The 23,395-nt window shown below is 66.9% G+C and carries 22 protein-coding genes; 11 read left to right on the plus strand and 11 right to left on the minus strand.

The window, feature by feature from the left end:
- The 4 genes from ACW170_RS15180 to flgK form a co-directional block, all read right to left on the minus strand.
- Positions 1-1,587 carry a UdgX family uracil-DNA binding protein gene (locus ACW170_RS15180; RefSeq protein ID WP_492087461.1) on the minus strand — a complete coding sequence of 529 codons (1,587 nt, stop codon included), beginning with the start codon at positions 1,585-1,587 and terminating at the stop codon, positions 1-3.
- Entirely contained in the window at positions 1,587-2,825 is a 1,239-nt protein-coding gene (locus ACW170_RS15185; RefSeq protein WP_492087462.1) for a putative DNA modification/repair radical SAM protein, read from the minus strand. Before ACW170_RS15185 ends, ACW170_RS15180 begins: the two co-directional genes overlap by 1 nt.
- A 68-nt stretch (positions 2,826-2,893) precedes the next feature.
- Positions 2,894-3,859 (minus strand): flagellin, encoded by a 966-nt coding sequence (locus ACW170_RS15190; protein ID WP_492087463.1) that lies wholly within the window; start codon positions 3,857-3,859, stop codon positions 2,894-2,896.
- Positions 3,859-5,973, minus strand: a complete 2,115-nt coding sequence (flgK, locus tag ACW170_RS15195) for a flagellar hook-associated protein FlgK (protein WP_492087464.1) — start codon at positions 5,971-5,973, stop codon at positions 3,859-3,861. The genes ACW170_RS15190 and flgK overlap by 1 nt, the downstream gene beginning before the upstream one ends.
- Before the next feature lie 405 nt (positions 5,974-6,378).
- Here flgK and ACW170_RS15200 point away from each other — a divergent pair, with 405 nt between their 5' ends.
- From ACW170_RS15200 to mnmA, 5 genes are all read left to right on the plus strand, one after another.
- Positions 6,379-8,310, plus strand: coding sequence for a flagellar hook-length control protein FliK (locus ACW170_RS15200; RefSeq protein WP_492087465.1), 1,932 nt, complete (start codon positions 6,379-6,381; stop codon positions 8,308-8,310).
- 4 nt (positions 8,311-8,314) lie between these two features.
- Positions 8,315-9,037 (plus strand): flagellar hook assembly protein FlgD, encoded by a 723-nt coding sequence (locus ACW170_RS15205; RefSeq protein ID WP_492087466.1) that lies wholly within the window; start codon positions 8,315-8,317, stop codon positions 9,035-9,037.
- A 46-nt stretch (positions 9,038-9,083) separates the two neighbouring features.
- Complete coding sequence (gene flgE, locus ACW170_RS15210) at positions 9,084-10,859, plus strand: flagellar hook protein FlgE (protein ID WP_492087467.1); 1,776 nt, start codon at positions 9,084-9,086, stop codon at positions 10,857-10,859.
- 172 nt (positions 10,860-11,031) lie between these two features.
- Positions 11,032-11,316, plus strand: coding sequence for a CtrA inhibitor SciP (sciP, locus tag ACW170_RS15215; RefSeq protein ID WP_026108337.1), 285 nt, complete (start codon positions 11,032-11,034; stop codon positions 11,314-11,316).
- Between the two features lie 101 nt (positions 11,317-11,417).
- Positions 11,418-12,620 (plus strand): tRNA 2-thiouridine(34) synthase MnmA, encoded by a 1,203-nt coding sequence (gene mnmA / locus ACW170_RS15220; RefSeq protein ID WP_492087468.1) that lies wholly within the window; start codon positions 11,418-11,420, stop codon positions 12,618-12,620.
- Here the strand turns inward: mnmA and ACW170_RS15225 are convergent.
- The 3 genes from ACW170_RS15225 to ACW170_RS15235 are packed head-to-tail and all read right to left on the minus strand — an operon-like array spanning position 12,617 to position 14,258.
- A complete protein-coding gene (locus tag ACW170_RS15225; protein WP_492087469.1) occupies positions 12,617-12,967 on the minus strand; it encodes a VOC family protein in 351 nt (116 codons plus the stop codon). The genes mnmA and ACW170_RS15225 overlap by 4 nt on opposite strands.
- Positions 12,968-13,023: 56 nt before the next feature.
- Positions 13,024-13,725 carry a helix-turn-helix transcriptional regulator gene (locus tag ACW170_RS15230; protein WP_492087470.1) on the minus strand — a complete coding sequence of 234 codons (702 nt, stop codon included), beginning with the start codon at positions 13,723-13,725 and terminating at the stop codon, positions 13,024-13,026.
- A 41-nt stretch (positions 13,726-13,766) separates the two neighbouring features.
- On the minus strand, positions 13,767-14,258 hold the full coding sequence (locus tag ACW170_RS15235; RefSeq protein ID WP_492026040.1) for a winged helix-turn-helix transcriptional regulator: 492 nt from the start codon (positions 14,256-14,258) through the stop codon (positions 13,767-13,769).
- 179 nt (positions 14,259-14,437) lie between these two features.
- Here ACW170_RS15235 and ACW170_RS15240 point away from each other — a divergent pair, with 179 nt between their 5' ends.
- From ACW170_RS15240 to ACW170_RS15260, 5 genes are all read left to right on the plus strand, one after another.
- Positions 14,438-15,295: an acyl-CoA thioesterase gene (locus ACW170_RS15240; protein ID WP_492087471.1), complete on the plus strand. Its 858-nt coding sequence runs from the start codon at positions 14,438-14,440 to the stop codon at positions 15,293-15,295.
- A gap of 67 nt (positions 15,296-15,362) precedes the next feature.
- A complete protein-coding gene (locus ACW170_RS15245) occupies positions 15,363-15,638 on the plus strand; it encodes a hypothetical protein (RefSeq protein WP_492087472.1) in 276 nt (91 codons plus the stop codon).
- Between the two features lie 67 nt (positions 15,639-15,705).
- Entirely contained in the window at positions 15,706-16,398 is a 693-nt protein-coding gene (locus ACW170_RS15250) for an alpha/beta fold hydrolase (protein ID WP_492087474.1), read from the plus strand.
- Between the two features lie 112 nt (positions 16,399-16,510).
- A complete protein-coding gene (locus tag ACW170_RS15255; RefSeq protein WP_492087475.1) occupies positions 16,511-17,677 on the plus strand; it encodes a YjgN family protein in 1,167 nt (388 codons plus the stop codon).
- 1 nt (position 17,678) lies between these two features.
- Positions 17,679-18,767, plus strand: coding sequence for a M48 family metallopeptidase (locus ACW170_RS15260; RefSeq protein ID WP_492087476.1), 1,089 nt, complete (start codon positions 17,679-17,681; stop codon positions 18,765-18,767).
- Here ACW170_RS15260 and ACW170_RS15265 read toward each other — a convergent pair.
- The 3 genes from ACW170_RS15265 to queC are packed head-to-tail and all read right to left on the minus strand — an operon-like array spanning position 18,762 to position 20,493.
- Positions 18,762-19,130: a 6-pyruvoyl trahydropterin synthase family protein gene (locus tag ACW170_RS15265; protein ID WP_492087477.1), complete on the minus strand. Its 369-nt coding sequence runs from the start codon at positions 19,128-19,130 to the stop codon at positions 18,762-18,764. The genes ACW170_RS15260 and ACW170_RS15265 overlap by 6 nt on opposite strands.
- Positions 19,130-19,765, minus strand: a complete 636-nt coding sequence (gene queE / locus ACW170_RS15270) for a 7-carboxy-7-deazaguanine synthase (protein ID WP_492087478.1) — start codon at positions 19,763-19,765, stop codon at positions 19,130-19,132. The genes ACW170_RS15265 and queE overlap by 1 nt, the downstream gene beginning before the upstream one ends.
- Positions 19,762-20,493 carry a 7-cyano-7-deazaguanine synthase QueC gene (queC, locus tag ACW170_RS15275; protein WP_492087479.1) on the minus strand — a complete coding sequence of 244 codons (732 nt, stop codon included), beginning with the start codon at positions 20,491-20,493 and terminating at the stop codon, positions 19,762-19,764. Before queC ends, queE begins: the two co-directional genes overlap by 4 nt.
- A gap of 210 nt (positions 20,494-20,703) precedes the next feature.
- Here queC and ACW170_RS15280 point away from each other — a divergent pair, with 210 nt between their 5' ends.
- Positions 20,704-22,326, plus strand: coding sequence for a response regulator (locus ACW170_RS15280; protein ID WP_492087480.1), 1,623 nt, complete (start codon positions 20,704-20,706; stop codon positions 22,324-22,326).
- 7 nt (positions 22,327-22,333) lie between these two features.
- Here the strand turns inward: ACW170_RS15280 and ACW170_RS15285 are convergent, their stop codons facing one another.
- Positions 22,334-23,365 (minus strand): ligase-associated DNA damage response exonuclease, encoded by a 1,032-nt coding sequence (locus ACW170_RS15285; protein ID WP_492087481.1) that lies wholly within the window; start codon positions 23,363-23,365, stop codon positions 22,334-22,336.
- Between the last annotated feature and the right edge of the window lie 30 nt (positions 23,366-23,395).

Genomic DNA, 23,395 nt, shown 5'->3' on the forward strand with positions numbered 1-23,395 from the left:
TCAGCTTACAAGACGCCGCGCAGCGACCAGATCATCAATAAATCCACGACGCGCCTGGGCCTTCGCCGCCGCATCCGGCAGCCGCAGCAGATAGGACGGGTGAACCGTGACCATCCCGGCCGTACCGTCGTCCATCGCCAGGGCCTGGCCTCTTTCCTTCGTCACCGCCGGCTTGCGCCCCAGGATCGCAAGACCCGCCGTCACCCCCAGGGCCAGCACCACCTTGGGCTGGATCAGCCGCCGCTCGGCGTCCAGCCACCAGCGGCAGGCCTGGACCTCCCCCGCATTCGGCGTCTTGTGCAGCCGCCGCTTGCCGCGCGGCTCGTGCTTGAAATGCTTCACGGCGTTGGTGACATAGACATCCGATCGATCGATCCCGGCCTCTTCCAGCGCGGCCTCCAGCACCTGGCCCGCCGGTCCGACGAACGGTCGCCCCGCCAAGTCTTCCTGATCGCCCGGCTGTTCGCCCACGATCATCAGTCGCGCCTTCTTCGGTCCTTCCCCGCAAACCCCTTGCGTCGCGTCGCGGTACAGGGGGCAGCGCCGACAGGCCTGAACCCCGCGCTTGACATCGGCCAGGCTGTCGGGAACCGCCTCGGCGTCCGGTCGGGCCGCGTGCAGGTCGCGCGCCAGGGCGCGGACGAAACGGGCGTTGGGTTCCGGGGCGGGCGTGGCGACCATGACATCGGTCCGAACCGACGAAGCGGCCACCAGTTCCGGGATCAGCGCCGCCTCCGGCAGGTTCTTCCAATAGCGTTTGGCCATCTCGCCCTGCATCGTCTTCACCTTCAACCGAGCAGGATTGAAGGTCGAAGCGTAGTAGGTCTTCCAGAACTCCTCGATCTCGTCCTCGGCCGGCGCCATGTCGCGTGTCGCCGGCGGGCCGAAGCTCAACGCCTCTCCATCCCAATGGGCCGACCCGTCCGGCGTCAGGATCGACCACCGCATCGTCGTGAACCGTCGCTGGAAGAAGGGCGCCGTCTTCTCCAGCACCCGGTGCGGCGGTTCGAACCAGGCGACCCAGGCTTCGCCCTGCGCATCCTCGACCTGCCGAAACCGGACGAAGGCCTTCATCTTGTGCGACGCCCGACTGACGTTCTTGGCCCGTTCCATCGCCTCGGCCACGTCCCGGTCCGAGATCACCTTCATCAGGTCCGGCTCATCCCTAAGCCGCCACAGCAGCCGATAAAGCAGATCGAACCGATCGGTGGACCGATGCAGGATCACCTCGCGCGCCAGATCGACGAAGGCGGCGGGCGCCGAGAATCCCTTCTCCTTCCGTTCGCCCTTCCCCTGATCCGTCATCCTCGGGCTTGTCCCGAGGATCCATACTCCCGGTGCTTCCGCCATGCCCCCCGCCTTCGTCACGGCGTATGGATCCTCGCAACAGGGGCGAGGATGACGAGGTGTGGCGGGCGGGTGAGCAGACATAGCCGGCTCTTCAAACAGCCCGCCCTGCACAGAAGATGGCGCTCCCTCGACCACGAACCGCGCCGTCGCAGGCTCCACCCCCGCCAGCCGCATCTCGCGCGCCGCGACCCTCCACCCGTCGAAATCCGTCTCCGACGCCAGCACAGCCGTCCGCATCAGAATAGGCTCAACTGTTCCGGAGCCCGCGTCGTCACCCGGGCTTTCAGATCGGTCGCGTCGGTCAGCCCGCCCGGCGTCCAGTCCAGCGCCGTGATCCACGGCCTCAGCTTCTCCACAGACCGCGTCAGCCGTCCGACGTCTTCCAGCCTCAGCGTTCGGTACCGGCGCACCGATATGATCCGGTCCACCGCCTTCACCCCCAGCCCCGGCACCCGCAACAGCATCTCGCGCGGCGCCCGATTCACATCGACGGGAAACAGGGCGCGCTTGTTCAGCGCCCAAGCCAGCTTCGGATCGACCGCCAGGTCCAGCATACCCTCGGCCGTCCCCTCCCCAATCTCGGGCGCGGAAAAGCCATAGAACCGCATCAGCCAGTCCGCCTGATACAGCCGGTGCTCGCGCATCAGCGGCGGCTTGGACAGCGGCAGGGCTGAACTGGAGTCCGGGATAGGACTGAAGGCCGAATAATAGACCCGCCTCAACCCATAGCCGCCGTACAGGGAGGCGCTTCGGTCCAGGATCTCGGTGTCCGGCGCCCCGTCCGCTCCAACGATCAACTGCGTGCTCTGTCCGCCCGGCGCGAATTTGGGCGGCTTGATCTTGTCGCGCTTGCCGGGCTTGGCCGCCTCGACACCCAGCCGCACCTGGCTCATCGCCCTCTTGATGACCCCGACGTCCTTCTGCGGCGCCAGCCGCGCAAGGGCCTCGTCGCGCGGCAGTTCGATATTGGCCGACAGTCGATCCGCGTAGAGGCCCGCCATCTCGACCAGTTTCGGGTCGGCCTCTGGGATCAGCTTCAAATGGATATAACCGCGGAAGTCGTGGATCTCCCTCAGCGTCTTGGCCACCAGGACCAGTTGCTCCATCGTATAGTCGCTGGTGCGGATCACTCCCGACGACAGGAACAGCCCCTCGATATAGTTCCGGCGGTAGAAGTTCAGCGTCAGGTCCACCACCTCGTCCACATCAAACCGCGCCCGCGCCACGTTCGACGACGCCCGGTTGATGCAATAGGCGCAGTCGTAAATGCAGAAATTGGTCAGCAGGATCTTCAGCAGGCTGACGCACCGCCCGTCCGGCGTATAGGCGTGGCAGATGCCCATCCCCTCGGTCGAGCCGATCCCCTTGCCCCCGACCGAGTCCCGCTTCGACGTCCCCGACGATGAGCAGGAGGCGTCGTATTTGGCCGCATCCGCCAGGATTGAGAGCTTTTTCCGTAGATCGAGACGCGCCATATGTTCATGATATGTTCCAATCGCGTCATCGTCCAGCTGAGCTGTATTTTTCCTTCCAGACCGACCGCTTAGCGCAGAAGATCGAGCAGCGAGGTGTTCCGCAGCGAGTTGATCACCTGGGCCGAAGCCTCGATCGCCACCTGCGCGGCCTGCAGGTCGGTGATCGCCTGCGCGGGATCATAGCCGGCCTTGTCGGTCATCAGCTTGTCGAGGGCCAGCTTCTGGGACTCGTGCGCATCCAGCGCCGTTTCCACCTGGTTCTGAACCAGTCCGTTCTTGGCGGTCTGGTTCGTCACACCCAAGTTCGCCTTGTCAAACTCTCCCATCTGGGCGGTCAGGAAGGCGACGACGTTCGCGCCCGGCTTGCCGGTCAGGGTGCCCGCCCCGGTGGGCGTATAGGTGACGCCGCCGATGATGACCGGGTTCCCGTTCTGATAGGCCTGCATATTGCGGAACACCTCGGTCAGGGGCCCGCCGATCTCATCGGCCAGAAATCCCGTCTCGACCATGGTGTTCTCGTCGATGCGTGACTTTTGCTTCAGGTCGTCGTTGGCGAAGGTCGACGCCGTCGAGGGTGCGGCGGCCAGATCCGCCATCGTCTTGGCCGTCGCCGGCGCCGCGTCGCCGCGCCCGCCGCCGAACAGATAGGCCCCCTGATGCTCAGCGTTCAGCCCGCTCTGAACGGTCTGATACTGAAGCCCCAGCTCGGTCATCATATTGGTGATGTTGCCCGCCGCTATGCCATTGGCGACCGCCTCCCGCGCCGCCGCGCCGGCGTCGTAGATCCGGTTCATCGCTAGGTCCTGCGCGCTCAGCCGCGCGGCCGCGCTCTCTCCCGCGCCGATAAACCCGTCCAGTCGCGCCTGGGTCGAGGTCAGACTGGTCAGCTGCTCAGCGCCTCGACCATAACCGGACATGTCGGTGGCGATGGTCCCGCTGTCGATCCGTTCCTGGGCCTGCTCAGCGCGGGTCTGGGCGCTCATCAGATTGAGCAAGGCGGACTGATAATTTCCGAAGGTGGCGACACGCGTCATTATAGGATCCCGATCAGCACGTCGTACATGTCCTTGCTCGCCTGGATCAGGCGAGCGGAGGCGTTGTAGGCTTGTTGGAAGGTGGTCATGTTGACCAACTCCTCGTCCATATTGACCCCTTCGGCGGAGTTGCGACGATTGTCGGCTTCCTGCGCGATGGCCGTGGCGGTTTCGCTGGCGGTCTTGGCCGCCGAGGCCTTGCCGCCGATGTCGCCGGCGAAGTCCGACGCATAGGCGGACAGGCTCTTAGTGCCGCCGCTGTTGCCGCCCGCTGCGGCGAAGTTGACGTTCTTGCGTCCCGCATCAGCCAGCAGAAGACCGCCACGACCATCGTTCTTGCTCAAGGCCGAGGTTCCAGCGGCCGCCGACAGGTTCAACTGGGCCAGGGCCAGCTTGTTAGGATCTTTCTGGATGTCGCTACGGACCGAATAGGCGCCCGCGCGTGTCGCACCCGTCTCGCCCAGGCCGAACAGTTGCGACATGGTCACGCCCGAGGGGTTCTGCGTCGTGTTGTCCTTCGCCACGCTCAGGGTCGTGGAGGCGGAGTCATAGGCTTTGAAGCTCAGCGTCCCCGACGAGTCCAGGCTGAAGGCGCCGTACCGCCCCACGCCCGCGACCGGATCGTTCAGCGCGGTCAGCAGTTCGCCCATCGTGCCCGTTCCCGTCGGCACGGGAATGGTGATGTCTCGCAGCCGGGCGCCCGAGGTGCTGCCGATACGGAAGGTCAGGCTTTCACCGGCGTCGAAGCCATGCTGCGACGTCAGCGTCAGGCCAGTGTCGTAAAAGGTGGGAGTCGTCGTGCTGACCAGGTCATTCAGCCCGAACCAGTGGGAGAAGCCGCGTCCGCCCTTGCTGCTGGGCGTGGTCGCGTCATCCGCCACGGCGACGCCGTTGCCGCCCTGGCCCTCAATCCGCAGTTGCCCGTCAAAGAACCCAACCGTCGCCTGGCCGCCAAGTTGAGCGTTGACCGTGGCCAGGAAGGTGGTCGGATCGGCAGCCACGCCGTTGACGGTCATGGTGGCGCCCGAAAAGACGATCTCGGCCGAGGCTTGGATCACGCCTGAACTGTCAACCGCCGTGATCGTGGTCGTACCGGTGAAGCCGGTCAGGGCGGTCGTCAGCGACTGACCGGTGTTTCGACCACTCAGCAGGGTCGGGGCCGGCACGCTGCTGTTGGCGTTGTGCGCCCGGTTCAACTCGTCCGCCAGCTTGGCCGTCAGCTCGCCCAGGCGGGCCGCCGCCGCCGGGGCGTCGGTGTCGCGCAGTTCGATAAGGCCGCGGATCTCGCCTGATGACACGCCGTCCAGCAGAGGCCAGCGCGTCCCGTTGGGCTCTGTGACCATGATGTCCGAGAAGGCCGTCATGGAATCTACGGTCCCTGCGGCCTTGTAGGACAGCACCGCATGCCCGTCGCCGACCAAGGTCATCCCCGTCCCGGTCCGCAGCGTCACCCCGCCGTTCGCCCGCGGCTCGATCTTGACGTCCATGTACTGGGACAGTTCGTTGATCAGCGTCTGCTGGGCGTTCTGGGCCCCGGTCACATCCTGGTTGATGATCGAGCCGGCGGCGATCGTCTTGTTCAGCTTGTCGATCTGCTCCAGCAGCGGATTGACCGCATCGACGGCGCTCAGCAGACGACTGTCCGCCTCCTGCCGCGCCGTCTGGATCTGCGCCGCAATGTTCGCCGCTTCGTTGAACATCGCCTGGGTCTTGTAGACCGTGTCCTGCCGCGCCGCCGACGATGTCGGGCTTTCCCCCAGGGTCGCATAGCTGGCGAACAGCTTGTCAATCTTGGCGAAGAAGCCGCCGTCGCCGCTGGGATCGCCGAACTGGGTCTGGATCTGGTCGTAAAGTTCGTACCGCACATTCTGGCGGGCGGCGTCCGCGTTCGCGCCCATGCCTGCGGCTTGGAGGAAGCGATTGGTGGCCAGACGAACGCGCGAGACATCCACGCCCGCGCCATAACCCTCGGTGACCGCTGCAGTCTGATCGGCGACCTTGCGGACATAGCCGGCCGTGTTGACGTTGGCGATATTGTCCGAAGTCACGCGCAACTGGGTCTGCGCGGCCTGCAGACCCGTGGTGGCGATGTTCATGATGGACGTCAGCGACATGGAACCATCTTCCTCGCCTTACCCGGCAGGCCCTGCCCTGCAGCGCGCAAATCTTGCCCGGCCACGCGCCACCCCCGCTCAAACAGAGCGTTGTTTTCACGTGACATTGCGGATCGCGCAGTCTTCATGACCCGTGAGGTGCGCAAACCTCGGGCCAAATGTGTCGATAGCGAAATCGAAGACTCCGCTTCCTGACGAACTCGATACAGGCCCGTTGCATTCGCTGCCGGGCAAAAAGTAGCGAAGGACGGCAAGAAACGCCTCTCCGACCGCCCAGCCCTTCCGCCATGGTCGATTTTCTCCCGCAATATCAACGTCCACGAAACTGGCCCGCCCCTTGCGAAAGGCGGTTCGAATAATCAGGCGCAGCAGGCGCCGCCCAGACCTGAAAGTCGCCTGCGCCCCATGTCGTCCGCATTCGCCCTGTTCGCCTCAGCGCCTCCGGCCTCCGCCGGAACGCCCGCTGCTCCGCCCAGCGGTCAGGGCGGCCAGACCGCGAATCTGTTCTCTTCCAAGCTCGTCGAGGCCTTCCAAGCCCTGGATCAGGCCGGCGCCACAAAGGCCGAGCCGCCGCAACGCGCGCCTGGCCGTCTCGCTTTGCAGGCAATCTCGACCACCGACTTGGCGGCAGTGGAAGCAGAAGACTCCGCGAACCTGACCGCCGACCTCGCCGCCGAACCTGCGGCCGAAGCCGTGCGGGAGGCGGCGCACGACCTCCCGCCGTCGGACCAAGATGCGGAACCGGCAGAAGCCGCCGTAGAGGCCGCTGACGTCGCGCCCCCCCCTCAACCAGTGGCTCCACAGATCGTCGTCCCTGTGGCCATTCAGGCCCCGTCATTCGAGGGCGCCGCCACAGACGGCGTGACCGAAACGACCGGGCCGACCCCGGCGCCAGCTACTCAGGTCGGCCAAGAACCCCCCGCCGCCGATCTGGCCTTAGATCTTGCGGCCGACGGCGCCGTCACGACGGCCAAGCCTAGTCAAACGACGCGGGAACCCGCCCCGGCGCTGCAAGCGGTCTCCGAAGACCAGGCGCAGGTCGTGGACGCCACGCCGATCTCCACGATCATAGTTGAGCCCGCGCTGACGCCAAACACCGCTCCCGCGTCGCAGCCTGCCGCGACTGAAATGGCGGCGGCCCAGCCCCAGTCTCCAGGGTCTGCTCTAACCAAGGCAGAACCTCTCGTCGCTGCAGCGCCCACCATTTCCAACCCATCCCACCAAACGACGGCTGAAACCGCCGCAGCCTCCCAGTTGGTCGCGCCCGAAAAGCCGGCGGAGACGCCTGGCTCCAACACCGCCAAGACCAAGGTCGCCGAGGCGGTTCGCCTGACCGAGCCGTCGTCGCCCAAGGCTGACGTGAAGATCACCGCCCAGCCCGCAACCGCCGCCCCCCAGACCGTCACGCCGATCCAGACCGCCGCCGTCGTTTCCAACCTTGCCGTCGCCGAAGCGGTCAAAGCGATCGAAACCCAGGCCGAAGCGCCTCAGCAAAATGTTTCCGACACCGATCTTCCCTTGGCCGAGGCCACTCAGTCGTCGCAGGCCGCGCCGACCAAGGGCGCAGCGACCACACCTGCACCCTCGACGCCCTTGCGCTCCGCCTCCGACAACACCGCGCCCACCAGTGGCGCTCGGCCGCCGCTGGGCGGATCAGACACCCTCGCTACCGATCACGTCGCCATGGCCGACGCCGCCTCGAGCATGAGCCAGACCCGACAGGCCAGCCTGGGTCAGGTCGCACCGGCGACTGACGGCGTCACACCCGCCGCCGCTCCGCTCATCGACGCCGCAGTGGCGCCTCTCGACCCGACCACGCCCGTCGACACGCCGGCTGAAGTCCGCGCGCTCGACGGCGCGACCACCACGACCCAGACCGCCGCCTCGTCCCTGTCCCGCGCCACCATCGAGACGACGGCCCATCTCGCCGCACAGATCGCCCGCAAGCTGGAAGGCCGCTCGACCCGATTCGACATGGTCCTGACGCCCGAGGATCTGGGCCGCGTCGATGTCAGCCTGGAAATCGGCGCCGACGGTCAGCTGGCCGCACGCCTCGCCTTCGACAATCCTGCGGCGGCTGCAGAGCTGCGCGGACGGGCCGACGAACTGCGCCGTCAGCTTCAGGACGCCGGCTTCCAGGTCGCCAGCGACTCGCTCGACTTCACCCAGCGCGACACGTCATCCGGCGGCGGTTTCGACCGCCAGCAGCAACAACGTCAATCCCTGTTCGCCGGCGCCGCGCGTCTGACAAACCAGGCCGATCTTTCCGTCACGCCGCCTCCGGGCGCCTGGACCAACCATTCCCAGGCGCGCGACCGCGTCGATGTGAGGGTCTGACCCCATGGCCACCGCCGTTTCATCCGTCGACGCCTCCGGCCGCCTGAACAGCGGCACGACAATGCTGGCCTCGAATTTCGAGACCTTCCTGACCCTGCTGACCACGCAAATGAAGAACCAGGACCCGTTGTCGCCGCTCGATTCCAACGAGTTCACCGCCCAACTGACCCAGATGGCCGGGGTGGAGCAGCAGCTGCTGACCAACGACCTGCTGACCAGCCTGGTCGCCGCCCAGTCGGCCGGCGGCCTGGACAACGCCTCCAACTATATCGGCAAGCAGGTGACCGCCGCCTGGACCGCCACCTCGCTGGAAGACGGCAAGGCGACCTGGAGCTACGAACTGGGCGCAAACGCCGACAAGGTGAAGCTGCAGGTGGTCGACAGCACCGGCAAAGTGGTCTGGGAAGGCGACGCCCCCGAAAAGACCATCGGGCTGCACGACTTCACCTGGGACGGCAAGATGACCGGCGGCGACACGGCCGAAGACGGCGGCGTCTATACGCTGAAGGTCGCGGCCACCGACGCCAAGAACGCCAAGATCGACAGCCAGGCCCTGATCCGCGGCCGCGTCACCGGCGTCGAGATGTACGACGGCGCCCCCTATCTGGTGATCGGCGATTCCATACTCCCGCTTTCGACGGTCATCTCGCTGAACGAGAAGGCCGCCGACGCAGACAATGACGATACGGAGAATCCGGACGTCCCGACCGAGCAGGCGGCCGCATGATGCGCTCCGCCGCCTTCCCGATGACTTCCATTCAAGGAGCGTATTCATGAGCTTGAACAGCGCAATGCTGGCCGGCGTGTCCGGCCTGGCCGCCAACTCCGCCGCCCTGGCGGCGATTTCCCAGAACATCGCCAACGTCAACACCGTGGGCTACAAGCGCTCACAGGGCGAGTTCCAGACCCTGGTCAACAGCCAGACCCGCGCGGGCGGTTCCTTCTCCGCCGGCGGCGTCATGTCCGCCACCCGGTCGTACATCAGCCAGGAAGGCCAGCTGCAGCGCACGACCGAGAACACCGATCTCGCCGTCAGCGGCCAGGGCTTCTTCGTCACCACCACCCAGGCCGAAAACGTCGGCGCCACCGATACGCGCCTGTTCACTCGCGCCGGCGCCTTCCGCGTCGATAACCTGGGTTATCTGAAGAACAGCGCCGGTCTGTACCTGCAAGGCTGGCCTGTTGATTCCAACGGAGACATCTCGACCGATCCGTCCGACCTGTCGCGCCTGCGCTCGATCAATATCGGCCAGGTCGGCGGTACGGCTGAACCCACGACCCGCGTCCAGGTCAACGCCAACCTGCGTTCGACCCAGGTCGTCTCGACTGCCGCCGCGCCGAACCGCTACAACGGAGTCGAAGACGCCGCCCTGCCTCCGGTCGAGCATGATATCGACGTTTCCTATGTCCGTACCGGCGCCAACACCTATGAAGTGACGATCAAGACCGGCATCACCAGGATCACCGGTACGGCGACCTACGCGGCCGGCGCCCTGACCGGCTTTGTCCCCTCGGCTGGAACCAATGGTTCAGCCACGGCGACGGCCACCGCCATCACCATTACCCCCACCAGCGGCACGCCGCCGGTTGCGGGCACGCCGTTCGCGATCGACTTCGCCGACATCGGCATGGGCACGGACGGCATCGCCCAGACCAAATACGACCCTTCGGTCAACTCGATGGCGATGTACAATGCCGACGACGACAACCCGGTCGGCGTTAAGCCGGATTTCAAGATGAACATCCCGGTGTCGGACTCCAAAGGTGGCCAGCGCAATCTGGAAATCCGCTTCCTGAAGAGCGCGGAACCGAACCAATGGTATGCCGAAATCGTGGCGGTGCCGGCCGAGGATGTGGTCACCGGCGCCCCCTATAGCAACGGCCAGATCAAGACGGGCCTGATCGCCTTCACCCCGGCTGGCCGTCTCGACGTCGAGACGATGCAGACCTGGCCATCCGGAATGGGCCTGTTCGATGATCCCGAACAGGCGACCCTGTCCTTCCTGGAATCCGATCCGGACAACACCATCGACCCCGCCGACCCGCTCGATAACGGCAAGGTCAAATGGGCCGACGGCCTGGGTATCGCGGCCCAGACGGTGACCCTGGACCTAAACACCTCGGCGGGCGGCCTAAGCCAATTGAACACTGCCTCGGTGGTGCAGTCGACGGTCACCAACGGCACGGCCTTCGGCAACCTCAGCGAAATCACCATCGACGAAGGCGGCTTCGTTACCGCCATATTCGATAACGGCGTCATGCGTCGCATCGCCCAGGTCGCCATCGCTACCTTCCCCAGCCCCGACAGCCTGAAAGAGGTGTCCGGCAACGCCTACGCCGTCAGCCTGGAAAGCGGCACCTTCAACCTGAAAGCGGCCGGCACCGGCGGCGCCGGCGTCGTGGCGGCCCAGCAACTGGAGAGCTCGACCGTTGATCTGTCGGCCGAGTTCACCGGCCTGATCACGACCCAGCGGGCCTATTCCGCCTCGTCCAAAATCATCACCACGGCCGACGAAATGCTGGCCGAGCTGATCAACATCAAACGCTGATCGGCGAGTAAGTAAGCGTTAGTTTCAATGAATCGTCGCTCAAGGAAGGTTTACAGAGTCGTTCGGGCAGGGAGGGATTTTATTCGTTCCTTCACCACGACGCTTAAACCGACCTTAGCGGGCCGCGCCTACATTCATGACACTACGGTGTTGGTGAAAGAGGCATAAGCCCATGTTGCAAGAGCGACGCCTGAATAGCAAAGGCGAACAATACGTGGTCGGACCGACTGGCACGCCCCTGACCCTGAACGATCTGCCGCCGTCCAATACGGATCGGTGGGTGATCCGCCGCAAGGCCGAGGTCGTCGCCGCCGTTCGCGGCGGTCTGCTAAGCTTGGACGACGCCTTGGCGAAGTATCGCCTAACGGCGGAAGAATTCCTCGCCTGGCAGAAGGCCATCGACAAATGGGGCATGCAGGGTCTGCGCACGACGCGGATCCAGAGCTACCGCTCCTAAGGCTTCTCCCCGACGACGAAGAGGGCCGCATCCGGAAACGGGTGCGGCCCTTTTCGTTGACCGGCCTCGAAATCGCGCCGGTTCCACACTAAATGGCGGCGATGACCCTGGTCGAAGACATTTGCCCTGTTCCGGACATTCGCCGCACCGACATGGATGCGGCGGTCGAGAGCGCGCGGGCGGCGGTTGGTTTGCCGGTCGGGGCGCGCATCGTCGCGGCCATGTCGGGGGGGGTGGACTCCACCGTCGTCGCCGCCCTGCTGCACAAGGCGGGATATGACGTCGTCGGCGTGACCCTGCAGCTCTACGACCACGGCGCGGCCCTGAAGAAGAAGGGCGCCTGCTGCGCGGGCCAGGACATTCACGACGCGCGCCTCGCGGCCGAGATGATCGGCATCCCCCACTATGTCCTGGACTATGAGAGCCGGTTCAAGGACGCGGTGATCGATCAGTTCGCCGACTCCTATCTAAAGGGCCAGACCCCGGTTCCCTGCATCCGCTGCAATCAGACGGTCAAGTTCCGCGATCTGCTGGACGTCGCCCGCGACCTGGGCGCCGAGGCCATGGCCACGGGCCACTACGTCCGCCGCGCCGCCGTCGGCAATCGCTCGCAGATGCGCAAGGCCATCGACCATTCGCGCGACCAGTCCTATTTCCTGTTCGCCACCACCCAGGATCAGCTCGACTATCTGCGCTTCCCCCTGGCCGATCTGGAAAAACCCCAGGTGCGCGGCGTCGCCGCCGAACTGGGGCTGAAGATCGCCGCCAAGCCTGACAGCCAGGACATCTGTTTCGTTCCGTCCGGCGACTATCGCACCCTGATCGACCGGCTGCGTCCGCAGGGGCGCGAGGCCGGCGAGATCGTGCATATGGACGGCCGGGTGCTGGGAAGCCACGCCGGCATCACCGACTACACCATCGGCCAGCGCCGGGGCCTGAACGTCGCCGTGGGCGAGCCCCTGTTCGTCGTCAAGCTGGAGCCGGAAACCCGCCGCGTCATCGTCGGCCCGCGCGAGGCCCTGCTGACCGCCAGCCTGACGCTGGAAGAGACCAACTGGCTCGGCGACGAAGCCACCATCGTCGAGGCCGCCGAAGCTGGCCTTCCCGTCCTGGCCCGCGTCCGGTCGACCCGCCAACCTTCCCCCGCCCGCCTGGCCCTGATCGACGGCGACGTCCGCATCGTCTTCGACGAGGGCGAGGAAGGCGTCGCCCCTGGTCAGGCCTGCGCCCTGTACGACCCGACCGACCCCGACCGCGTCCTGGGCGGCGGCTTCATCCGCGACACGACGGCGGTCGCGGTCTAGGTCGTCGAATAGACCCGCAATCGGTGGCCGTCCGGGTCCTGTGCGACAAAGCCGCGTCCGCGCGCGGTGTCGGCGGGCGGTATCACGATACTGGCGCCACGGTCCCACCAGTCGATGTGCAGATCGTCCACAGCCTTGGGCCGTTCGACGCGAAACCCGACCTCGCTCATTGGCGCGGCATGGCCCTCGGTTCGTCGCCAAAGACTCAGCATCCGGCCAGACTCCAGCACGAACAGGGCGCGGTCCGCGCTCACCTGAACAGGCCGGTTGGCCAGCAGTCTGGCGTAGAAGCGCGCGCTGACCTCCGGATCGGTCACGTCCAGCAGGATGTCGTCGGTGTCAGTCATGTTCGCCCTCCGCCTTCTACGGGAACAAACCTAGACCGGACTACTGCCAGTTCCTGTCAGCATGATGCGGAGCGGTCGGCGTTTTCCTGCGCCTCGCGCCAGGTCTTCAGCAGGGCCTGACGGCGGGCCGGATAGCGCGCCTCCGTCACCTCGGCCTCGACGATCCGGTCGGTGCGGAAACTGCGAAAATCCTGCCGCAGCTCGCACCAGGCCAGCAGCAGCCGCACCCGGTCGAAGAAGACCAGGGCAAAGGGCCAGACCACCCGTTCCGAGGCCGCCCCCGCCTCGTCGCGATAACACAGCCTCAGCCGCCGCTCGGTGCGGATCGCCTTTCTCAGCAGGGCCGGATCGACCAGATCGACCGGGAACGGCGCCCCCGGCACGACCAGCAGGGCCGAGGTCTCCATCACCTCTCTCAAATCCGGCGGCGCCACCGCCGCGATCCGCGCCAGCGCCCCCAGCGCCGCCTCGCGCATCCGCGCATCGGCCCGGTCGGCCACCCAGCGGGACCCCAGCACCAGGGCCTCCACCTCCTCCGGCGTGAACATCAGCGGCGGCAGCAGAAAGCCCGGCTTCAGCACATAGCCGACCCCCGGCTCCCCCTCGATCGTCGCCCCCTGGGCCTGCAGGCTGGCGATGTCGCGATACAGGGTGCGAAGACTGACCCCCATCTCCTCGGCCAGCTCACGACCGCTGACCGGCCGGCGACGCCGCCGCAGGGCGTTCAGAAGATCAAGAAGGCGTTCGGACCGGGACACGACGCGATCCTAGCAGACCTGCTGCCAGAAAGCGGCAGCGGCTAAGCCGCCTCGTCCTTCGGCATCACATCCCCCACCGTCGGCCGGTTCTCGGCTCGCGTCAGCAGGATCTCCCTCGGCTTGACGATCTCGCCGCAGCAGCCGCACGCGATACGCGGCGTCAGGGTCTGGCCGCAGGTCGAGTGAACCATGTCGATGCCGCAGTCGGTCTCGCCATAGACGTGTTTGGCGCCCCAGCCGTGCAGGGTCACCAGCACCCCGTACAGATCCTTGCCCTTGGGGGTCAGCACATATTCGTTGCGCGGCGGACGCTCGGAATAGGGGCGCGGTTCCAGCACCCCGTGCTGGACCAGGCTTTTCAGACGCGCGGCCAGAACGTTGCGCGCCACGCCCAGATTGTCCTGCCATTGCTCGAATCGGCGCACCCCGTTGAAGGCGTCGCGGATGACCAGCAGGGTCCACGGATCGCCGATCACCTCCAGCGTGGCGGCGATGGAGCAGCTTTGGCGGCTGTAGTCTGCGGTGCGTCCCATGCGACAAAAGTGACCCCGCGTCAGCCGCTTGGCAAGAGGGTTGCCAAACCGAACCCGCTAGGTCAGTCTTATTTCGCAACGGACTCACGAACCTCCCGGTTCGCCGCCCTTGTTCCCGACTCGCGGAAGGCTCTCTTTTAGCCTTCCGCCTCTTCTTCGCCTGACGCAGGATCGCGCCCATGGCCCACATGACGACTCCCATTTCCCTCGACGCCGCCCTGGCCTTCCATACCCTGGACGACGGCGGTCTATCAGCCCCCGTGCCCGGTCATTTCTCCAACGGCCCCTCGGGCCTGGCGCCGGAAAAGGGCTTCCCCTTCGGCGGCCTGCTGGCGGCCCTGTGCGCCCAGGCGATGCGTCAGGGCCTGTCCCTGACCGCGCCGCTGCGCACCTTGTCTGTCCAGTATTTGTCGGCGGCCAGGTTCGGCGATCAGGTCGTCTTTCGTCCGCGCCTGCTGCGCGGCGGCCGCAATGTGATCTATGCGGCGGTCGAGGCGGAACAGGACGGCCGCATGACCCATCACGCCACCGGAACCTATGGGCCGGACGGCGGCAACCCGCCGCTCGCCCCGCTTCATCTGCCGCCGCCCCCGCTGGACAGCCTGAACCCCGCCGCCACGATCCAGGGGCCGATGTCGCCCCACTTCGCCCAGCATGTCGAATACCGGTTCGACGGCGGGCCCAACATCCTGGGCGGCAATGCGGGCAAGCCGGTGATCGAGCGCACCTGGATGCGGATGGCCGACCGTCGGCCGCTGGACGAGGTCGGGCTCTGCTATCTGCTGGACGCCCTCTACCCCCCGGCCTGGACGGCCTCGTCCACGTTCACGCCCATGACCACCGTCGATCTGCGCATCGACATCCTGACCGACCCGACGCCGCAGACGGCGCCCGAGGGCTGGGCCTTCTTCGAGTTCCGGATGCTGGACCTGGGCCTGGGCTGGACGGTGGACGAGGCGACCGCCTGGGGCGCCGACGGAACCCCGCTGGCGATCGCGCGACAACGCCGGAAACTGCTCCCGCAACGGGGCGCGTGAGCCCGGCGGCGGTCAGGCCCCGTTCACCATTGGGCTGTATCCTCGACATCTCACGAGAGAACCTCCGATGACCGACCGCCGTCCCCTGCGCGCCGCCGCCCTCCCCGTCCTGCTCGGCGCCGCGCTGATGCTCCAGGGCTGCGTCGTCGGCGCCGTGGTCGGCGGGACCGCCGCCGTCGTGGGCGGCGCGGCCAAGGCCGGGGGCGCCGTCGTCGGCGCCGGCTTCGACGCCGTCACCACCTCCGACGAGGAGACCCGCGCCCGCCGCGAACGCGAACAGCGCGACCACGAACGCGAGCAACGCCGCTGCGAACAGCGCCAGAGGCAGGGCAAGACCTGCTGAACGGGCCGCCACGCTGCCTTTCGTCCCCTTGCAGAGGCGTCGGCGGTTTCGTGCTACGGTCTTGGACATGACCCCGACCGTCCTGATCCCCGGCCTCGCCTGCACGGCCGAAATGTTCGCGCGCCAGACCGTCGCCCTGTGGCCTCACGGCCCGGTGACCGTCGCCTCGACGCTTGAGGGCGACAGCATCGCCGCCATGGCGGCGGCCATCCTGCGCGACGCCCCGGCCCGTTTCGCGCTCGGGGGCATTTCCATGGGGGGCTATATCGCCCTGGAGATCCTGCGCCAGGCGTCGGAGCGCGTGGTGAAGCTGGCCCTGCTCGACACCTCGGCCCGCGCCGACACGCCCGAGCAGATCGAGGCGCGCCGCCTGCTGATAAAACGGGTCGGGAACGGCGAACTGGAGGCGGTCCTCGCCCAGGTCACGCCCAATCTGCTTCATCCCGCCCATCGCGACCGTCAGGATCTGATCGACATCCAGATCCGCATGGGCCGCGACGTCGGCCCGGACGGTTTCATCCGCCAGGAGGCGGCGATCACCAGGCGGATCGACTCGCGTCCACACCTGGCGGACATCCGGGTTCCGACCCTGGTCCTGGTCGGCGACCGCGACCCCTTGACCCCGCCGGAGCGCGCACAGGAAATCGCCGAGGCCGTCCCCGGCGCCCGCCTCGTCGTCATCCCCGACTGCGGCCACGCCTCCACCCTGGAACAGCCCGAGGCGGTCAGCGCCGCCCTGGTGGAGTGGCTCTCCGCTTGAGGCGCACCATCGGCCGCTGCCCCGGCGATGACACCCGCTTTCGATTTAATCGATTGCACCCTCGCGTTGTCTGCGGATATCCAGAACAGGGGACGGTGTAGGGGGATGCGTTTTGACCGACAGTACCGATGACGCGCCGACGCCGGCGCGCCCGCTTGCCGACGCCTTGGGTCCGATTTCCGATCCGGACGAAGGCGCCGAGACCCTGGTGTTCACCACCACGCTCCAACCGTCGAAATTCCTGGGCCTCAGCCTGAAGAACGGCCTGCTGAACCTCGTGACCCTGACCCTCTGGCGGTTCTGGGGCAAGACCGAGGTGCGGCGCCGGATCTGGCGGGGCGTGCGCCTGAATGACGAGGCCTTCGAATACACCGGGCGCGGCGTCGAACTGTTCGTCGGATTCCTGCTGGCCCTCGTCGTGCTCGGCCTTCCCTTCCTGCTGATCGTCTTTGCGGTTCAGTTCAACCAACCGGGCTTGGCGGCCGTCATCATCTTCCCCTTCTATCTGTTCCTCTACTGGCTGTGGGGCTTCGGCGTCTTCAGCGCCTTCCGCTACATGGCCAGCCGCACGACCTGGCGCGGCATCCGCTTCCGGCTGACCGGCTCGGCCAGCGGCTACGGCCTCCGCTTCCTCGGCTATCTTTGGCTCTCGGGCTTTACCCTTGGTTGGTTCTGGCCTGCGGCGGAACGCAAGTTGGCGGCGTATCTGTGGGAGGGGCTGCGCTTCGGCGACCGCAAACTGACCTTCCGTGTGGGTCGCGCGGAGAGCGAGAGCGTCTATGGCCCTTACGCCATCGGCTGGTTCGGCACCATCGTTGGCTATATTCTGCTGATTGTCATCATCGGCGGAGTGATCGCCGGTTTCAGTCACGCCGGCCTGCTGCCGGAGCCGGACTCCGGCGGAGCCCCTCCGGACATAATGATCATCGTCGGCGTCTACGGCGTCATGGCGCTGCTCGCTCCGATCTTTCTGCTAATCTGGGCCCCCTATCAGGCGGCCATGCTGCGCTCGATCGCCAAGGGGGTGTCGATGGACGGCGCGGACTTGACCCTGGACGTCAAGGCTCTGCCTCTGTGGTGGCTGACGGTCAGCAACCTGTTCGTGATCATCGTCACCCTGGGCTTCCTCATGCCCTGGGCCCAGGCGCGGACGGCACGTTTCCTGATCCAGCGGCTGAAGTCGACCGGTAAGGCCAAGGTCGGGCTGGCGCATCAGACCGGCCGCGGCCCCGGATCGGGCGAGGGCCTGGCCGACGCCTTCGGCTTCTCGGCGATCTGAAGTGGACGGCCGCTTCTACGACGGCAAGAGCGCCCGGTCTCATCCGGTCGTCGTCTCCGTAGACGCGGAGGCCGTTATCCTGTCGATCGACGGCCAGGAGCGTCGCTGGCCGTCGAAGGGCCTTTCGGTGACCTTCGAGGCGAACGAGGCCCGCCTGTCGCACAGCGCCGAGCCGGACGCCCGGCTGGTGGTGTTCCGATCCGACTGGACCCTAGCGGGCGGTCTGCTGGCCAAACAGACCGCCCGCCGCGACCGCTCGCGTGAGCGGCGCCTGGCCGTGGCCCTCGCCGTCGTGGCGGCGGCCGTGACCGGCTTCGTCTTCATCGGCATACCGGCCCTGTCGGGTCCGCTCGCCCGGGCGACACCGGTCGAATACGAGCGCAACATGGGTCGGAACTTCGACCTGCAGATGAACGCCCTCTTCCCCCGCTGCGACGGCGAGGACGGCCAAGTCGCCCTCCAGGCCATGACCGACCGTCTGGCCTCCAACGCCGACACCGTGTTCGACATCCGCATCCGCGCCGTCCAGGCGCCGATGATCAACGCCTTCGCCCTGCCCGGCGGGTCGATCATCGTCACCGACGACCTGATCCGCTCGGCCGAAACCCCCGATGAGGTCGCGGCCGTGGTCGCGCACGAAATCGCTCACGTCGAAAAGCGCCACGTCATGCAGGCGGTGTGGCGCAGCCTTGGGTTCGGCCTGATCCTCGACGCCGTCGTCGGCGGCGGCTCCGGCGCGGGCCAGCAGGCGGTGATCCTGGCCGGTCAGGCGACCGACCTCAGCTACGGCCGCGCGGCCGAACACGAAGCCGACGAACGGGGCCGCGCCCTGCTGCACGAAGCGGGTTTAAGCTCGAAGGGCATGGCCGCCTTCTTCGACCGCCTGTCGAAGATGGAGGATCAGAAGCTGGCCGAGGCGGCCGAGTTCGCCGCCACCCACCCGGCCTCCGGCCGTCGCGCCCGCGAGGCCCGCGCCGCCGAACGCACCGGCGCGCCCGCCCTGTCCGCCGAGGACTGGCGCCTCGTCAAATCGGCCTGCAAGGCCGAAGACCCGACGCTGCGCGTGATCCGCCGCAAGCTAGGCCTATAGGCTCAACACGCATCGCTCGTTGATCGTCGGCCGCGCCACCTGCACCCGGCACAGCCCCGGCCAGTCCGGCTTCAGCGTCTTGACGAACCACAGGCACAGATTCTCCAGGCTGGGCAGTTCCAGCCCCTCGTGCTCGTTCAGCATGCCGTGGTCCAGCTGTTCCGCCGCGGCCCTCAGCGCCCGGTCCAGCGCGCCCAGGTCCGCGACCCAGTTATGCTCGGCGTCCAGGGTCTCGGAGCGGATCGTCGCCTCGACCGTAAAAGAGTGGCCGTGGACGCGACGATAGATGCTGCCCTCGGGTTCGTTGGGGAAGTGGTGGGCCGCGTCGAAGGTGGCCTGTTTGGTGATCTCGAAGACGGGCATTAGCGGACGCCGATGTACTTGTGGGTCTGGACGCTCAGGCGCCACTGGGGATGGGTCAGGCAGTATTCGATGGCGGCGGCGGTGTTGGCCGCCTGGTCGGGGCCGTCCATGGGCTGGAGCCAGAACCGCTCGAACGCCAGGTGTTCGAACCGCTCAGGCAAGGCCTTGGCCTGCGGGTAGACCAGCTTCAGCTCCTGCCCCTTGATCTGGATCACCGCCGCGTCCGCCTTGGGACTGACGCAGATCCAGTCGATCCCGTCCGGCGCCGCCAGGGTGCCGTTGGACTCGATGGCGATCTCGAAGCCCCGCGCGTGCAAGGCTCGGATCAGCGGCGCATCCAGCTGCAACAGGGGCTCGCCGCCGGTGCAGACCACCAGTTTGGGGGCCCCCGCCCGCCCCCGCCACATCGCCGCGACATGATCGGCCAGCCGGTCCGCCGTCGCGAACTTGCCCCCGCCGTCCCCGTCCACGCCGACGAAATCCGTATCGCAGAAGCTGCAGACGGCGCTCGCCCGATCCTGCTCGCGCCCGCTCCACAGATTGCAGCCGGCGAAGCGCAGAAAGACCGCCGGCCGTCCCGCCTGTCCGCCCTCGCCCTGCACCGTCAGAAAGACTTCATTGGCCGAATAGGTCACGTCTGAGCGCCTCGGGACGCGACCCAGTCTTCATACCCCGCCGCACGCAGTTCGCAGGCCGGGCATTCGCCGCAGCCATAGCCCCAGGCGTGCCGATGCGTCCGGTCGCCCAGATAACAGGTGTGGCTGTCCTCGACGATCAACTCGACCAGCGGCGCCCCGCCGATCGTATCCGCCAGCGCCCAGGTCTGCCCCTTGGTCAGCCACATCAGCGGGGTGTCGATCACCACCGGCTTGTCCAGCCCCAGCGACAGGGCCCGCGCCATGGCCTCCATCGTCTCGTGGCGACAGTCGGGATAGCCGGAATAGTCGGTCTCGCACATGCCGCCGACCAGCACCTCCAGCCCGCGCCGATCCGCCAGGGCCGCCGCCGCCACCAGGAAGATCAGGTTCCGACCGGGGACAAAGGTCGTCGGCAGGCCGCGTGCGTCCATCTCGATCTTGCGGTCGGCGGTCAGGGCGCTCTCGGCGATCCGGCCATAGCCGGTCAGGTCCACCACATGGTCGTCGCCCAACCGGTCGGCGTATCGCGGCAAGGCCTTGACCATGCCCGCCCGCACCGCCTGACGCGCCTCCATCTCGACCACGTGACGCTGGCCATAGTCGAAGCCGACCGTCTCCACCCGCTCGAACCGCTCCAGCGCCCAGGCCAGGCAAGTCGCGCTGTCCTGCCCGCCGGAGAACAGAACCAGAGCCGATGTGGGAGACTTTTCCAGGGTGACGCTCATGACGAATCTGCGGTCGGCCGGTCGGCCGCGCGCATGCACAAAGGGATGAGGACCCTAGATGGGTCGGGCCGGCCTTCTACACCAGACCCGCCTCGGGCGCAAAACCCGCCTATGACACCGCTTGTAACGGACGAAACTTTTTGATCCGGCTTAACTAATCCGCAAGCGCTACCGGTGCATATGGAGCTCGAGTAAGGAGTTCCAGGCAGTATGCCGATTATCGAGACCCTTTCAGAGCAGACACAGCCGGTCGCGCCGTCGACCCTCGGCTGCCAGGTCCTCGCCCGGTTCGAGCGCGAACCGGACACGCTGGTCATTCCGGTTGTCGAGAATGACCGCCCCGTCGGCCTCGTCGAACGCACCGCCTTTCTGCAGAAGATCGCCGGCCGTTTCGGCCACGCGCTCTACGACGGCCGCCCCATCAGCTTCGCCATGGACGCCGAGCCGGCGGTGGTCGAAGGCGATGTCGAGATGGACGCTTTTTGCGACATCATTCTGAAGGGCGGCCCCGCCGCCCTGCTGCGTGGCTTCATCGTCACCAAGAATGGGCGTTACCAAGGGGTCGGCACCGCAGCCACCCTGCTCAAGGTCGCGACCGACCGCCAGCGCGCGCATGACGCCCTGATGGCGGACCAAGCCGCTATCCTCAACGACACCCGCGCCCAGGCCCTCGCCGCCGCCCGCGCCAAGAGCCAGTTCCTGGCCATCATGAGCCACGAGTTGCGCACCCCGATGAACGGCGTGCTCGCCGTCGCCGAACTGCTGCGCCGCCAACCTCTGAACGCGGCGGCTCAGGCCCACGTCCAGACCATCGTGGATTCTTCCGAAAGCCTGCTGCGCATTCTTCAGGACGCCGTGGACCTGTCCAAGGCCGAGGCCGGCGAGCTGGAACTGAGCCCCGCCCCCACGCCGCTGCGCGCCGTCATGGACGACATCCAGGCCCTGTGGGAGCCGCGCGCATCCCAAGACGGCGTGACCCTGATGGTCGGTTATGAAGGCGACACCGAACTGGCGGCCGTCATCGACGGCATGCGGCTGAAACAGGTGTTCAGCAACCTGATCGGCAACGCCCTCAAATTCGCTCGCAACGGTCTGGTCGAGGCGCGGCTCAAGGCCTGGGTCGAGGGCGATCAGGTCCATATGGAGGCCCGCGTCCGCGACGACGGCCCCGGCGTGGACGGCGACCGCGTCGATTCCATCTTCGAACCCTTCGTCCATGGATCCGGCCCCGACGGCGCCGGCCTGGGCCTGTCCATCTGCCGCCAGGTGATCGACCGGATGGGCGGCCGCATCTGGGCCGAGAACAACAAGGGGCAAGGCGCCACCTTCGCCTTCGACCTGGCCGCGCGACGCGCCGTCGCCGCAGTCGAGACCCCGTCGAACGTGTCGGACCTGTCCGAGCTGAACCTGCAGTCCACGCCCCACATCCTGATCGTCGATGACAACGCCACCAACCGCGTCGTGGCCCAGGCCCTGTGCGAGATGTTCGGCTGCAGCTCGGAACTGGCCGAGGACGGGCTCGAGGCGCTCCAGGCCGTTCAGGAAAACCGCTACGACCTGATCCTGATGGACATCAAGATGCCGCGCATGGACGGCGTCCAGGCCACCCAGGCCATTCGCGCCCTGGACGGCCCCGTCAGCTGCGTCCCCATCGTGGCCCTGACCGCCAATGCCGATCCGGAAGACGCCAAACACTATCTGTCCGTCGGCATGGCCGCCGTGGTCGAAAAGCCGATCAAGCCAGAACGTCTGCGCATGGCCATGAACGCCGCCCTGGCCAGCGCTGAACGGATCGAGCACCGCCAATCCACGTCCAGGCGCAAGGCGGGCTGACCCGCCGTCAGTCCGGCCGGACCTCCAGCGTCTCTTCGTCCTCCTCGTCATAGCCGACCAGACGCAGCGCCCGCGCCTTCTGGCCGTTCAGCTCCGCCCAGCGCAGCAGCCCTTCTTCGCGGCCGTGGGTGATCCACACCTCGTCCGGCTTCAGCTCCTCGAAGGTGGCGATCAACTCGCCCCAGTCGGCGTGGTCGGAGATCACCAGTGGCAGTTCCACCCCCTTCTGACGCGCCCGCGCCCTCACCCCCATCCAGCCGGAAGCGAAGGCCGTCACCGGATCGGCGAAGCTGCGCGCCCATCGGTCCTGTATCGCCGACGGCGGGGCGATCACCACCTCGCCGCCCAAGGCCCCTTTTCCCAGACCGCGCGCCGGCAGGATCGGCCCCAAGGCGACGCCCTCGCGTTCATACAGGGCGTTCAGGCGCTCCATCGCCCCGTGGATATAGATCGGCCGCTCCCACCCCGCCTCGCGCAGGCTCATGATGATCCGCTGCGCCTTGCCCAGGGCGTAGGCGCCGACCAGATGGGCCCGCTCGGGAAATTGTTCCAGCGAGCGCACCAACCGACCGATCTCCTCCTCGGCCCGCGGGTGGCGGAACACCGGCAGGCCGAAGGTCGCCTCCGAAATAAAGACATGGCAGGGCGTCGGCTCGAAGGCCGGACAGGTCGGGTCGCGCCGGCGCTTGTAGTCGCCCGACACCACCATGGTCAGCCCCTTCCACTTCGCCTCGACCTGGGCCGAACCCAGTACATGACCGGCCGGGACCAGCCTCAGGTCCACGCCGTTGATCGCAGAATCCTCGCCGTATTCGACCGCCTGCTGTCGCCCGGCGAACTCGGCGCCGTATCGTTCCGCCATGATGGCCAGGGTCTGTCGCGTGGCCAGGACCACGCCATGCCCGGCCCGTGCATGGTCTGAATGGCCATGGGTTATCACCGCCCGGTCCACAGGCCGCACCGGATCGACGTAGAAGTCGCCCGGCGGGCAATACAGGCCGGCGGGCGTGGGGTGCAGCAGGTCTTCGGGGCGGATCATGGGACCGTAACGCTCTCGACGCCGTCGGGT

The sequence above is a fragment of the Brevundimonas sp. FV2ps16 genome, from assembly GCF_058681075.1.

Bases quoted from the DNA above. Each gene is read 5' to 3' on its own strand.
- flgE (WP_492087467.1), top strand. From the start codon at position 9,084: ATGAGCTTGAACAGCGCAATGCTGGCCGGCGTGTCCGGCCTGGCCGCC.
- ACW170_RS15285 (WP_492087481.1), bottom strand. From the start codon at position 23,365: ATGATCCGCCCCGAAGACCTGCTGCACCCCACGCCCGCCGGCCTGTAT.
- ACW170_RS15190 (WP_492087463.1), bottom strand. From the start codon at position 3,859: ATGACGCGTGTCGCCACCTTCGGAAATTATCAGTCCGCCTTGCTCAAT.
- flgK (WP_492087464.1), bottom strand. From the start codon at position 5,973: ATGTCGCTGACGTCCATCATGAACATCGCCACCACGGGTCTGCAGGCC.
- ACW170_RS15180 (WP_492087461.1), bottom strand. From the start codon at position 1,587: ATGCGGACGGCTGTGCTGGCGTCGGAGACGGATTTCGACGGGTGGAGG.
- ACW170_RS15200 (WP_492087465.1), top strand. From the start codon at position 6,379: ATGTCGTCCGCATTCGCCCTGTTCGCCTCAGCGCCTCCGGCCTCCGCC.
- ACW170_RS15250 (WP_492087474.1), top strand. From the start codon at position 15,706: ATGACCCCGACCGTCCTGATCCCCGGCCTCGCCTGCACGGCCGAAATG.
- mnmA (WP_492087468.1), top strand. From the start codon at position 11,418: ATGACCCTGGTCGAAGACATTTGCCCTGTTCCGGACATTCGCCGCACC.
- sciP (WP_026108337.1), top strand. From the start codon at position 11,032: ATGTTGCAAGAGCGACGCCTGAATAGCAAAGGCGAACAATACGTGGTC.
- ACW170_RS15225 (WP_492087469.1), bottom strand. From the start codon at position 12,967: ATGACTGACACCGACGACATCCTGCTGGACGTGACCGATCCGGAGGTC.
- ACW170_RS15205 (WP_492087466.1), top strand. From the start codon at position 8,315: ATGGCCACCGCCGTTTCATCCGTCGACGCCTCCGGCCGCCTGAACAGC.
- ACW170_RS15240 (WP_492087471.1), top strand. From the start codon at position 14,438: ATGGCCCACATGACGACTCCCATTTCCCTCGACGCCGCCCTGGCCTTC.
- queC (WP_492087479.1), bottom strand. From the start codon at position 20,493: ATGAGCGTCACCCTGGAAAAGTCTCCCACATCGGCTCTGGTTCTGTTC.
- ACW170_RS15235 (WP_492026040.1), bottom strand. From the start codon at position 14,258: ATGGGACGCACCGCAGACTACAGCCGCCAAAGCTGCTCCATCGCCGCC.
- ACW170_RS15265 (WP_492087477.1), bottom strand. From the start codon at position 19,130: ATGCCCGTCTTCGAGATCACCAAACAGGCCACCTTCGACGCGGCCCAC.
- ACW170_RS15185 (WP_492087462.1), bottom strand. From the start codon at position 2,825: ATGGCGCGTCTCGATCTACGGAAAAAGCTCTCAATCCTGGCGGATGCG.
- ACW170_RS15280 (WP_492087480.1), top strand. From the start codon at position 20,704: ATGCCGATTATCGAGACCCTTTCAGAGCAGACACAGCCGGTCGCGCCG.
- ACW170_RS15245 (WP_492087472.1), top strand. From the start codon at position 15,363: ATGACCGACCGCCGTCCCCTGCGCGCCGCCGCCCTCCCCGTCCTGCTC.